Here is a 13,788-nt window from a genome sequence, read left to right on the forward strand (position 1 = left end):
AATTGGTTTAAAAATAGAAAGGAAGTCATCATATGTCAAAATATCCAAACTTAATTTCAGATTTCTTAACCTTCGTTAAAATCAATAGTCGTTCCGATGAAGCATCCACGACGGTGCCATCATCACCGCGTGAAACCGCGTTCTTAAAACAATTGATGACCAAGCTGACCGACCTCGGCTTGAGCGATGTTGAACAGGACAAGCAAAGCGCTTATGTCTTCGCCACGATTCCCGCTAATACCGACAAACCTGTCAAGACATTAGGGTTTATTTCACACATCGATACGGCTGATTTCAACGCTGAAAACGTCAATCCACAAATCGTTGAGGACTATGACGGTGAATCAGTGATCAAGCTTGGCAACGGCGACTACGTGTTGGACCCCGCTGTTTTTCCTAACTTAAAAAACTACGCTGGCCACACGTTGATCACCACTGATGGTACGACTTTATTGGGTGCCGATGATAAGTCGGGGGTCGCTGAAATCATCAGTGCCGCTGAATACTTATTAGCCCATCCAGAGATCAAGCACGGCAAGATTCGGCTTGGTTTCGGCCCAGATGAAGAAATTGGGACAGGGGCCGACCATTTCAACGTGCCTGCATTTGGCGCGGACTATGCCTACACCGTGGATGGTGGCCCACTAGGTGAATTGGAATACGAAACGTTCAACGCGGCCCAGGCAACGGTCACGATTACTGGGGTCAATGTGCATCCCGGTGAAGCGAAGGATAAGATGGTCAATGCGCTTCAATTAGCCGTTGATTTCCAATCCGCACTGCCAGCCCACGATGTTCCTGAACATACGGAAGGGCGCGAAGGCTTCTTCTTCCTATTGAGTCTGGAAGGCACAGTCGATAGTGCTAAGATGACTTATATTATTCGGGACCATGACCGTGACAAATTCGAAGCACGCAAACGGCTCTTTACGGCGGTTGCTGATCGTTTGAACTTGGCTGACGGGGTCGCGCGGGTCAAGGTGGACATGAAGGACCAGTATTACAACATGCGTGAAGTGATCGAAAGGGACATGCGGGTTGTTGAGCTGGCCAAACAAGCGATGCTCAAATTAGATATCAAACCTGAGATTTACCCGGTCCGTGGTGGGACGGATGGTTCCAAGATTTCCTTCATGGGCTTGCCAACGCCGAACTTGTTTGCCGGTGGTGAGAACATGCACGGGCGTTTCGAGTACGTTTCAGAACAAGTGATGGAACGCGCCGTGGACGTTGTTTTACAAATTATTCAAGACAATTACGAGCAGGACTAATTTCTTGACCTTGTTTGACCTTTTCGGTTATACTTTAATAGTCAATAAAGGTCAAACAAACATTGGCAGCTATGACGGCTGCCTTTTTGCTACCGTTTTTGAGGAGGTCTTTGAATTATGAATCCAGAACAATTTACAGAAAGCTTACAACAAGCCTTACAAGAGGCGCAACATATCGCCCAAACCCGGCGGCACCAAGAGATTGGCGTGCCCCATTTATTTAAATTTTTGACGCAACCAGGTGAACTCGTTCGCCAAATCTTCAGTGAAGCTGGCGCCGATTTGGACCAGTTACAACAAGAATTGGACCGTGAATTAGATGATATCGCGGTCGTTAGTGGCGGCAACGTCCAGTATGGCAGCACCATGAGCAGTAGTTTGGCAACGCTGATGCAGACGGCTGATGCCAAACGCAAATCTTTAGGTGACGACTACCTGGCAACCGACACGTTGGCACTCGCCTTAATGGATCAAACGGGTGATCAGCTGACCAAATACTTGACCAGTCAAGGGATTACTGCGGGTCAAGTTAAGAATGCGGTCGACCGGATTCGCGGCGGTCAACGGGTGACGTCCCGCAACCAAGAAGACCAATATCAGGTCTTAGAAAAGTACGGGGTCGATTTGGTCAAACAAGCCCGGCAAGGTAACCAGGACCCCGTCATTGGCCGGGACGAAGAAATCTTGGACGTGATTCGAATCTTATCACGTAAGACCAAGAACAATCCGGTCTTAATTGGGGAACCAGGTGTTGGGAAGACGGCCATCGTTGAAGGGCTAGCCCAACGAATCGTTCGCGGTGACGTTCCCGAAAATTTGAAAGATAAAACGTTATTCTCACTAGATATGGGTTCCCTGATTGCCGGCGCCAAGTACCGTGGTGAATTTGAAGAGCGGTTGAAGGCGGTATTGAAGGAAATCAAGAAGAGTGATGGCCAGATCATTATGTTCATTGATGAAATTCATAATATCGTGGGCGCGGGCAAGACAGAAGGCAGTATGGACGCCGGTAACTTGCTCAAGCCAATGCTCGCACGGGGCGAACTCCATTTGATTGGGGCCACGACCTTAGATGAATATCGTCAGTACATGGAAAAGGATAAGGCACTCGAACGGCGGTTCCAAAAAGTGCTCGTTGCAGAACCAAGCGTCGACGATACCATCAGTATTTTACGGGGCTTGAAGGAACGCTTCGAAATTCACCATGGCGTTCGTATTCACGATAATGCCTTAGTTGCGGCGGCTAAGTTATCCGACCGCTACATTACTGACCGGTATTTGCCAGACAAAGCCTTGGACTTGGTCGATGAAGCATCCGCCGAAATTCGGGTCGAAATGAACTCGAATCCGACTGAACTGGACCAAGTTAACCGCCAATTGATGCGGCTAGAAGTCGAAGAAGCGGCGCTCAAAAAAGAGACCGATGACGCGTCTGTCAAACGGTTAGGTGATGTTCAAAAAGAACTGGCCAGCGCCAAAGAAAAACAACGCGCCTTATCAGAACGGTGGGACAGTGAAAAGAAGAGCCTGCAAGCATTGAGCGATAAGAAGTCCGCGCTTGATAAGGCTAAACATGAGCTGGAAACTGCCGAAAGTAATTATGATCTGGAAAAGGCGGCCAAACTGCAGCACGGTACGATTCCAGAATTAGAACAAGAATTAAAGGCGATGGAAGCCAATGACCATCATGAAGATTGGTTAGTTGAAGAATCGGTCACCCCTGACCAGATTGCCAACGTGGTTTCGCGGATGATTGGCATTCCGGTAGCCAAGTTAGTTGCTGGTGAACGGGAGAAGTTGCTGCATTTGGCAGACCACTTGCACGAACGGGTCGTCGGCCAAGACGCGGCCGTTGACGCGGTATCCGATGCCGTCTTGCGGTCACGGGCCGGCTTACAAGATCCCAATCGGCCACTCGGTTCATTTATGTTCCTCGGACCAACTGGGGTCGGGAAGACTGAATTAGCCAAGGCTTTGGCTGAGAACTTGTTCGATGCCGATGACCACATGGTTCGAATCGACATGAGTGAATATATGGAGAAAGAATCCGTTTCACGGCTCGTCGGGGCAGCCCCCGGTTATGTCGGCTACGAAGAAGGTGGCCAATTAACTGAAGCGGTTCGCCGCAATCCGTATTCAATCGTCTTATTCGACGAAATTGAAAAGGCCCACCCAGACGTCTTCAATATCTTACTGCAAGTGCTTGACGATGGCCGGTTGACGGATGGCCAGGGTCGGACAGTCGACTTTAAGAATACGATTCTGATCATGACTTCCAACTTGGGGTCCGAATTGTTGTTAGCGGGCGTCGACGACCAAGGTCATTTGTCAGACGAAACCCATTCACAAGTCATGCAGTTGGTTCAAAGTCGATTCAAGCCTGAATTCTTGAATCGAATCGATGATATTATCATGTTTACGCCGCTACAATTAGACGCAATCGAAGAAATCGTCGTTAAGCTGATCGACCGCTTGTCAGCTCGACTACAAGACCGGGAGATTACCCTGAAGATTTCCGATGAAGCTAAGAAGTGGATCGCTAAGCAGGGTTATGAACCTGCTTATGGTGCACGGCCGTTGCGGCGCTTTATCACCAATCACGTCGAAACGCCACTAGCCAAGGAAATCATCGCCGGTCGGGTGGCACCAAAATCAACTGTTGCCATCAATTTGTTGGATGACCATTTGGTATTTGAAAATCAGGCAACGCAACCGGTATAAGTCGGTTCAATAGGCGTCTGCTTGTCATGCGTTGCATCTGATTATTGTGCAAATGGCCAATCGGATGACTGCTTGCAACTCGCTTTTAACAATCAACTTGAAACAAAGCAAATAGGACGGAAAACCAAATTTGGTTTTCCGTCCTATTTGTATACGACACGGATCATTGATCATCCAGGCCGCTTGTGAATTTTTGATTACTTATTTTCTGAACCTTTAGCGGGTTGGGAATGATTAGTAATGTAGGTGATGCTGTTGACAACGATTAACGCAAAGACTGCGGCAACGATGCCAATTTCACCAGGATTATAGGATAATTGTTCCAAGGCGCCACCAATATAACCGATGACTTCACCGAAGAGCACGCTCCAAAAAATAATCGTTAGTTGTCTCATCATTTTCCGACACCTCCCAATGAGAATTATTTTAACACACCGGCGGGAAAAAGCAATTGGACGTTAACGGGTTCTCGCCTCAAATTATGGTTGGTCGGTGCTTGCGGATAAATGACGCCCTCAAATGATTGATTTGGAACAGGTCGCACTTGTTATTGTGACTGGTTCGTTGAGGTGAAAAAGCACGAATGCGGCCATTGGGACATACTGTAATCACGCACGACAGTTAGCCTTATCTTAATTACGGCGGACATGTTGGCTTGTAACTGATAGTGCTTCTGACGCAAAAGTCATGGTTTTAAATCCTTTGACTGCCGCTTAGAACAACTGTTTGGTATAATGTTAATTGACCAACGATCAGGTGGGCTAGGACCGGCAAGTACGGTGTTAGCCAATAGTTTAATAACCGCGTAATATTGATGCGTGCGAAACGCGTCAGTCAGCTGATATACTTAACCTGAATCGTTTATTTAACCCACATGATTTTATTTAATCAAAATTAAGAAGGGAGTGGCGCAGCAAAATGGCACAATATATTCCGTTGCAAGTCCTGAGCACGTTCAGTTTATTGCAAAGTACCAGTACCATCTCCGAATTAGTGCAGACCGCTAAGCAGCAGGGCTATCCGGCACTAGCGTTGACCGATATCGACGTGATGTACGGAATCGTTGACTTTTACAACGCTTGTCGACAGGCGGAAATTGCCCCCATCTTGGGCATTACCTTAAATCTAACCGGCCTACAATTGACCGACCAGCCGTTTAGCTTGGTGGTTCTAGCTAAGGACCAGGCTGGCTATCAGAACTTGATGCAACTCTCGACCATGAAACAGACTGCCACCACGGAGGCCCTCGCGTTGACGGCAGTTTTGCCTTATTTACACCACTTAATGGTTTTAACGCCGGCTAAGAACAGCGAAATCGCAACGCTCCTGTTTCAAAATGCGGCACAGCAGGCGGCTGATTGGGTGACGACGGTGCGCGAACAAGTTGATGCGGGCAGTCTTTATTTGGGCGTCTCTTTAGATCAGGCGCCAGTTTTACGGACAACGATGGCTGAATTTGCCCAGCAGCAAAACTTGCCGATTGTTGCGTTGGACCCCGTCAATTACGTAAAAACAACTGATTATTTTGCAGTGACAGTGCTCCAAGCGATTGACCGTGGCCAACAGATTGAAAAGTCAGAGACCTTGCAGGGGCTTGACGGTAAGGATTACCTTCGACCAGGCGCAAGAGTCGTAGCCGACTATGAACGATTGGGCTTAACAGCCGCCGTGGAAGCTACCAGTCAGATTGCTGCGCAGTGTCAGGTTGAATTACAGTTTCAGGCCCCTCAATTACCGACGTTTCCAACGCCAGATGGGCAAGCAGCCAATGTTTATTTGCGTGAATTATGTACGGCAGGATTACAGCAACGGTTAGCGGCGATGACAGCCGACGTGGACAGGCAAGTGTATCAAGAGCGCCTAGAACGAGAACTGAAAGTCATTGATCAGATGGGGTTTGATGACTACTTTCTGATCGTGTGGGACGTCATGAATTATGCCCATGAGGCCGATATTACCACAGGTCCTGGGCGGGGTTCGGCGGCAGGGTCGTTAGTGGCCTATGTTTTGAAGATCACGGATGTCGATCCCTTGCAATATGACCTGTTATTTGAACGTTTTTTGAATGCCAAACGTGCTAACATGCCCGACATTGACTTGGATATTCCGGACAATCGTCGTGAACAAGTATTGGAATACGTGCATCAGAAATACGGGCACGACCGGGTCGCACAAATTATTACGTTCGGAACGCTAGCGGCCAAACAAGCCTTGCGTGATGTCGGTCGGGTCTTCGGACTGTCGACCTTTGAAATGAGCGATTGGAGCGCGGCGATTCCGAACCAGTTGCACATCACGTTGCAGCAAGCCTACCAGGGCTCTCAGCGGTTACAAAATCTAGTGGCTGATTCCAGCAAAAATCGCTTGCTCTTTGAAACGGCGCGGCGAATCGAAGGACTCCCACGGCATTACTCGACCCATGCGGCCGGCGTCGTGCTGAGTCAAAAGCCACTAATTGAGATCGTACCGTTACAGGCCGGTGGTGAGACCATGATGATGACTCAGTATACTAAGGATACGGTTGAAGCAGTCGGCCTGTTAAAAATGGATTTCTTGGGATTACGGAATTTGTCATTAATGGCGAGTGCGCTACATTATGTACAACGTCAGACTGGGCAACCGTTCGCAATCACCAAGATTGACCTGAACGACCCCGCGACGCTCAAACTGTTTCAAGCGGGCGATACGACCGGCGTGTTCCAATTTGAATCGGCGGGAATCCGCAACGTGCTGCGGCGGTTGCATCCCGATAACTTCGAGTTAGTGGCAGCGGTCAATGCATTGTACCGTCCGGGGCCGATGGAAAACATAGACCGGTTTATCGCTCGCAAGCAGGGGCAAGAGCCGGTCACATATCCAGCTGAGCAGCTGGCACCCATTCTAGGGCCGACTTATGGCATTTTAGTCTACCAAGAACAAGTCATGCAGGTTGCCGCCGTGATGGGGGGCTTTAGCCTAGGCGAAGCCGATTTATTGCGGCGTGCAATGAGTAAGAAAAAACGGGCGGTCATCGATAAGATGCGAGAACAGTTTATTGCTGGGGCGACGCAGAATGGCTATTCAATCGACGTGGCCGTTCAGGTCTATCAGTATATCGAACAGTTTGCAAATTACGGATTTAACCGGTCACACGCGGTCGCCTATAGCAAAATGGCGTTCGAATTGGCCTACCTGAAAGTCCATTATCCAGGTGCCTTCTTTACGTCCTTGATGAACTCAGTCTTGGGTAACGGTACTAAGCTGAAACAGTATCTGGCCGAGGCTCGCCAACACCAAGTGGGCATTGTGCCACCCGATATAAACCGCAGTGGTCAGTATTTTGATTGGAACGGGCAAGCCATCGTCTTTGGGTTGAGTTCAATTAAAGGCCTGCGTCGTGACTTTATTGCGAGCGTGCTGGATGAGCGTAAAGCCAACGGGCCGTTCAAAAATCTACAACAGTTCATGCAGCGGATCGATGACAAGTGGCTTAAAACCGATTTAATGAACGCTTTGATCTATGCTGGTGCTTTTGACCGATTCGGCCTTAATCGTGCGGAATTACTGACGAGTGTGCCCGAACTTATGTCGAGTGCCGAATTGGCCGGTGATAGCATGAGCTTATTTGAATCATTAGCACCAAAAATCAAAAAGCAACCTGAATTGCCGTTACGTGAGCGCTTGGAGAAGGAAGCGGCGACCCTGGGCGTCTACGTTTCTGGCCATCCAGTCGAAGCTTACGACTGGCTCGCACGGCAACGTCATACCCAATTAGTCAGCACGCTCACAAATGAACAACCGGCACAAATATTGGTCTATATTACCAAGGTGCGGACGATTCGAACTAAGCGGGGTCAACCGATGGCGTTTGCCACTGGCAGTGACCTGTCAGGCGAAATCAATTTGACGATTTTTCCGAATACTTTTCAACGCATCCAGTCGGAATTGCAGCCAGAAGCGATTGCTTTGATTGGCGGAAAGGTGGAGCAACAGCGCGATTTGCAAGTGATCGTCAACACTTGGCAATTAGCGGACCAGGTACCAAAACCAGCCGGGCAACTCTTTTTACGGTTGCAACCAGACCAGGCGGATGCCGGGACTCAGAAAGAAATTTTAACAATCTTAAGTCAATTTCATGGGCCTAATCCGGTTTTGATCTATTCCGCAGCTGCCCACCGAACAGTTGAACTAAATTCACAGTATTGGGTGGCTGAAAATCCAGATTTGGTTGCAGCGCTTACAACGTTATTAGGTCGCGATAATGTCGTCATGAAGAACGCTATCCCTTGATACGACAGCGTTTTTTAACGAATTTAATTTGCGAAAATAACAGACAATCCACATGAAAAGTGTTAGAATCACTTATGGAGTTACGAACTCAATTTATTGCCTGAGGTGAAAAAATGAAACGCATTGGTATTTTAACCAGTGGCGGCGACGCTCCTGGTATGAATGCGGCCGTTCGTGCAGTTGCTGGTAAAGCAATGGCAGAAGGGTTGGAAGCATACGGCATCAATTACGGCTTTGCTGGATTAGTTGCCGGTGACATTCACAAAATAGAAGCAGCCGACTTAGATGGTGTCATTCAACGCGGCGGAACCTTGTTATACTCCGCACGTTACCCAGAATTTGCCCATGAAGAAGGTCAATTAAAGGGAATCGAACAATTAAAGCGGTTTGGTATTGATGCTTTAGTTGTTATCGGTGGCGACGGTTCTTATCACGGTGCCTTGCGCCTGACAGAACATGGCTACAATACAATCGGTCTTCCAGGAACGATCGATAACGATATTCCTTACACGGACTTCACGATTGGTTTTGACACGGCTGTCAATACGAACGTGCAAGCTCTTGACCGGATTTATGATACGGCGCACAGTCATGACCGGACTTTCGTTGTGGAAGTTATGGGCCGTGGCGCTGGTGACGTTGCCTTATGGTCTGGTGTTTCAATTGGCGCGACTGCAATTGTCGTTCCAGAAGTTGACTGGAGCATGGAAGCCATCGCCAACAAGATCAAGCATAACCGGGCCAATGGTCATCGGAGTAACTTGATCGTGTTAGCTGAAGGCGTTATGGGTGCCCAGGAATTTGTTGAGAAGTTATCTGAATATGGTGACTTTGATGCTCGTGGCAACACCATTGCGCATATGCAACGTGGTGGTAACCCAACTGCTAAAGACCGTGTAATGGCCAGCAAGATGGGTGCGTACGCTGTGGAACTCTTACTTGCCGGTAAGGGTGGCTTAGCAGTTGGGATTCAAAACAACCAATTAGTTAACCACAACATCTTAGATTTATTTGAATCTAAGCACGACGTTGAAGTGTCATTAGATAAGCTGAATGAAGAAATCTCATTCAAGTAATTCTGCGACACTTATTCTTATTTTAATCTGATAAAAATGACGTTAATGTCTTTTTATAAAAACTTTCAAGGGAGAGATTTTTCTTATGAAAAAAACCAAGATTGTTTCAACACTTGGTCCTGCCAGCACCGATACTGACACTATTGTTAAATTGATCGAAGCCGGCGCAAATATTTTCCGTTTCAACTTTTCACATGGTGACCACGAAGAACATTTGGATCGCTTAAACAAAGTTCACGAAGCAGAAAAGATTACGGGTAAGACCGTTGGTATCATGCTTGATACTAAGGGTGCTGAAATTCGGACGACCGTTCAAGCTAACGGAAAATCTGAATACAAGATCGGTGACAAGGTTCGTATCAGCATGGACGAATCATTAGATACGACCCATGATAAGATTGCCGTTACTTACAAGAACCTCTATGATGATGTTCATGTAGGTGGCCATGTCCTCTTTGATGATGGTTTATTAGACATGAAGATCGACGAAAAGGACGAAGCTAACCGCGAATTGGTTACAACTGTTCAAAACGCCGGTGTCTTAGGCTCACGTAAGGGCGTTAACGCTCCTGGCGTTTCAATCAACTTACCTGGGATTACTGAAAAGGACTCAAGCGATATTCGCTTTGGTTTGGATCACGAAATCAACTACATTGCTGCTTCATTCGTACGTAAGCCACAAGATGTCTTAGACATCCGTGAATTACTTGAAGAAAAGCACATGGAACACGTTCAAATCTTCCCTAAGATCGAATCACAAGAAGGTATCGACAACGCCGATGAAATTCTTAAGGTTTGTGATGGGTTGATGGTTGCTCGTGGTGACATGGGTGTTGAAATTCCTGCTGAAAATGTGCCATTGGTACAAAAGAGTTTAATCAAGAAGTGCAATGCTTTAGGTATGCCTGTTATCACGGCTACTCAAATGTTAGACTCAATGCAAGAAAACCCACGTCCTACTCGTGCCGAAGCTTCTGACGTTGCCAACGCTGTCTTTGACGGTACTGACGCAACGATGCTTTCTGGTGAAAGTGCTAACGGTCTTTACCCTGTTGAATCAGTTGCCATGATGGCTAAGATCGACGAAAAGGCTGAAAACACTTTAGCTGAAAACGGCTCATTACAATTAAACCGTTTCGACAAGACTAGTGTTACGGAAACAATCGGTATTGCGATTGCCCGTGCTGCTAAGAACTTGAACATCAAGACGATTGTTGCTGCGACTGAATCTGGCTACACTGCTAAGATGATTTCGAAGTACCGTCCAAATGCTGATATCTTAGCAATCACTTTTGACGAACGGACTCAACGTGGCTTAATGGTTAACTGGGGTGTTCAACCAATCGTGGCTGACAAACCAGAAACCACTGATGACATGTTTGATTTAGCTGCTTCTAAGGCTGTTGAACTTGGCTTTGCCAAGGAAGGTGACTTAATCTTGATCACTGCCGGTGTTCCAGTTGGCGAACGCGGGACGACTAACATCATGAAGATCCAATTAATTGGTTCTAAGTTAGCTGATGGTCAAGGTGTCGGTGACGAAACGGTTATCGGTAAAGCCGTAATCGCAACGTCTGCTCAAGAAGCTATCGACAAGGCTGTTGAAGGCGGCGTCTTAGTTACTAAGACGACTGACAAAGACTACTTACCAGCAATCGAAAAGTCAAGTGCTTTAGTTGTTGAAAATGGTGGTTTAACTTCACACGCTGCCGTTGTTGGTATCTCAATGGGGATTCCAGTTATCGTTGGTGTTAAGGATGCAACGTCAGTTATCTCCGATGGTCAATTGATCACCGTTGACTCACGTCGTGGCCTTGTTTACCGCGGTGCTTCCAACGCGCTTTAAGATCAAATTTAATTTGATACTGAAAAGTCGTCGCAATGCGACGGCTTTTTATATACATAAGGGACGCATTAGGCTAGTTAATTTGTCAGGAATTATGATTGAATCATGCTGTTTTCTAAGTTCAAAGTCGGCCAGCTGGGAACCGCTGGAAACAGTGCGAGTTAGCGTAAACTTGCAGTCGTGGCGTCGTCCTACACCGGCTTCCAGGCATTCTGTGCAATGGCCGTAACGTGGTGGACACAGATTTAAGCCGACAACCCACGTCTTAAATACTGGTCTTTCACTAACCAAGCCAAAAACGCTTGCTAAGTGAAATTTCACCACTGGGCCTTGCCCAGAATACCTTCCAGCCGGGATGCTGTTCGAAAGGCGGACATTTGCGGACTCAACTTTTTGTTGTATTAGTCGTTGGTTCCTTGTCGCACGGTCATTTTGGTATTAACTGTCAGACTGGTTTCAAACAATCGCTATATCTTTTATCCATGCTTTAAGGCTTCTGACGAGTAGCTTCATTAAATTTGTCAGAATTTTCTCTAGGCGACTGAGATAGCAAAATCTGGAATTCTAACGAAAATCATTTTAACGACTAAATTCAAGATCCGTGTCCGCTGAAATTGGTGGCATTGAGAATAGTGAACGCTGTTTGAGTGATGTTCTCAGCACTCAAATCTCCTCAAGCATAAACGGTTCCAAATTAAAAGTTCGCCTGAAGGACCAGTTACCAATATTCAGTGGTCAATTGTACCCAGATAGGTGGCTGTTCATCTGCCATTCGAGCGGCTTCCCGACTGGAGGGGCTGGTTGACAATGCTCAGTAGCCAAATTATTCTTAGTCGGAAGTGGGTTGCTTCCGGCTTAGAATAAGACTCGTATTTGAAATTGCGCAGTGGGTTTCTGCGTGAATTCAAATCGATGTCGGCTACGCTCCAGCAATTGTCAGCCGGCCCCGGAAGTCGGATTAGGACGAACAATGCTGACGAACAGTAATCCGAACTAACCGGCATGATTTAATCATGATTCATGGCAAAATTAACGAGCAGAACGCGTAGAAGCTGATTCATGTCTTCCATAGGATGAACTTGAAGCGTCGGCTAAAATCGGCGAGAGCCCACAGATTAAGCGTAAATTTAGGCTGTCAACGCTAACAACACTCGTAATTCAACCCATTTTCAGTTACAATTAATAACACGTGAGGTGTCGTATGGAAAGCTGGTTATTTTTACTTGCAATCTTAGTGGTCGCATGGTTTGGTAAGAATCAATCCTTGCAGATTGCCACTGTGGTTGTGCTACTGATTAAGTTGATCCCTAATACGAACAAAATATTGACGACCATTGGCCAAAAAGGCATCAATTGGGGTGTGACGGTGATTACAGTTGCCATCCTGATTCCAATTGCGACCGGACAGATTGGATTTCGTGATTTATGGCACGCCTTCAAGTCACCAGTCGGTTGGATTGCCGTGGCTTGTGGGGTCTTAGTCTCAGTGCTGTCATTTCATGGTGTTGGACTGTTGTCAGCTACGCCAGAAATTACCGTGGCCTTGGTCTTTGGGACCATCATGGGTGTCGTATTACTTAAAGGGGTCGCCGCTGGCCCGATTATCGCTGCCGGCATCACTTATTGTATTATTCAAGTCTTACATTTAAGCTTACAGTAAAATCAAGAAGACGAGCGGCGACACATGTCAGTCGCTCAGAGGAGTTATCACATGGAGAGTATTATTGGAACGGTCGTTACTGCGAAGGTAACGGATGAAAATGACGACGCGTATTTCGTACAGGTCGATGGCCAAACATTGATGGTCGACAAGACTGAACCTGAAAAGCCGCTGCATATCGGTGGGTTGTATGAAGGCTTTGTTTATGAGAATGAGGACCATCACCTGCAAATGACCCGGCTGGTCCCAGAGATTTCGTTTGACCACTTTGTCTGGGGGACGGTCGTACGGACACGCCATGATTTAGGCGTGTTTGTTGATGTTGGCTTGCCTAATAAGGACCTAGTTGTCTCACTAGATGAATTACCAACCATCAGTCGGTTATGGCCCAAAAAAGATGACCGACTATACGTTAAGTTAGCTCGGGACAATAAACAACGCTTATGGGCAACTTTAGCTGAATTAACGGACTTTGAAGCGGTTTCAAAGCCGTATGACCGGGCACAAATGAAGAACACGGATACGATGGCAACGGTCTTTCGCTTGAAGATGGCTGGGACTTCCGTCATTACCGATGACAATCATCTCGGATTCATTCATCCTTCTGAACGTGAACAGGAACCACGAATGGGTCAGCACGTCAAGGTGCGGGTCATTGGCTTCTTACGCGATGGTGAATTGAATCTATCTTTGAAGCCCCGTGGCTACGAAGAAATTGGTGACGATGCCCAAATGTTGCTGGCTGCATTGCAACATCAAGCGGATCACACGCTACCATTTTGGGATAAGAGTGACCCGAACGACATTCGCAATTATTTTGGTATCAGCAAGTCGCAATTTAAACGGGCCGTCGGGAATTTACTGAAGCAACGCTTGATTAGCCAACAACCAGGTGAAATCAAGTTGGTTGAAACATCGGATGAGCAAGCCGACGATTGATCAAAA

The 13,788-nt window shown here is 47.1% G+C and carries 8 protein-coding genes; 7 read left to right on the plus strand and 1 reads right to left on the minus strand.

The window, feature by feature from the left end:
• Nucleotides 1-32 precede the first annotated feature (32 nt).
• On the plus strand, nucleotides 33-1,271 hold the full coding sequence (pepT, locus tag KGF65_RS00575; RefSeq protein ID WP_216748009.1) for a peptidase T: 1,239 nt from the start codon (nucleotides 33-35) through the stop codon (nucleotides 1,269-1,271).
• 117 nt (nucleotides 1,272-1,388) lie between these two features.
• Nucleotides 1,389-3,992: an ATP-dependent chaperone ClpB gene (gene clpB / locus KGF65_RS00580; RefSeq protein WP_216748008.1), complete on the plus strand. Its 2,604-nt coding sequence runs from the start codon at nucleotides 1,389-1,391 to the stop codon at nucleotides 3,990-3,992.
• A 197-nt stretch (nucleotides 3,993-4,189) separates the two neighbouring features.
• Here the strand turns inward: clpB and KGF65_RS00585 are convergent, their stop codons facing one another.
• The gene (locus KGF65_RS00585; RefSeq protein ID WP_088771227.1) at nucleotides 4,190-4,390 is read right to left on the minus strand and encodes a YjzD family protein; all 201 of its coding nucleotides are present in this window, start codon (nucleotides 4,388-4,390) and stop codon (nucleotides 4,190-4,192) included.
• A gap of 520 nt (nucleotides 4,391-4,910) precedes the next feature.
• Between KGF65_RS00585 and dnaE the strand changes: the two genes are divergently transcribed.
• From dnaE to KGF65_RS00610, 5 genes are all read left to right on the plus strand, one after another.
• Entirely contained in the window at nucleotides 4,911-8,261 is a 3,351-nt protein-coding gene (dnaE, locus tag KGF65_RS00590) for a DNA polymerase III subunit alpha (protein ID WP_216748007.1), read from the plus strand.
• Nucleotides 8,262-8,374: 113 nt separating this feature from the next.
• Nucleotides 8,375-9,337 (plus strand): 6-phosphofructokinase, encoded by a 963-nt coding sequence (gene pfkA / locus KGF65_RS00595; protein WP_021336630.1) that lies wholly within the window; start codon nucleotides 8,375-8,377, stop codon nucleotides 9,335-9,337.
• 85 nt (nucleotides 9,338-9,422) lie between these two features.
• Nucleotides 9,423-11,183 carry a pyruvate kinase gene (gene pyk / locus KGF65_RS00600; protein WP_050338583.1) on the plus strand — a complete coding sequence of 587 codons (1,761 nt, stop codon included), beginning with the start codon at nucleotides 9,423-9,425 and terminating at the stop codon, nucleotides 11,181-11,183.
• 1,201 nt (nucleotides 11,184-12,384) lie between these two features.
• Nucleotides 12,385-12,843, plus strand: a complete 459-nt coding sequence (locus KGF65_RS00605) for a DUF441 domain-containing protein (RefSeq protein ID WP_021336629.1) — start codon at nucleotides 12,385-12,387, stop codon at nucleotides 12,841-12,843.
• A gap of 51 nt (nucleotides 12,844-12,894) precedes the next feature.
• Nucleotides 12,895-13,782, plus strand: coding sequence for a S1 RNA-binding domain-containing protein (locus KGF65_RS00610; protein WP_101873433.1), 888 nt, complete (start codon nucleotides 12,895-12,897; stop codon nucleotides 13,780-13,782).
• The last annotated feature ends 6 nt before the right edge of the window (nucleotides 13,783-13,788 follow it).

It is taken from the genome of Lactiplantibacillus sp. 30.2.29 (assembly GCF_018991255.1).
GTDB classification, from domain to species: Bacteria; Bacillota; Bacilli; order Lactobacillales; family Lactobacillaceae; genus Lactiplantibacillus; species Lactiplantibacillus pentosus.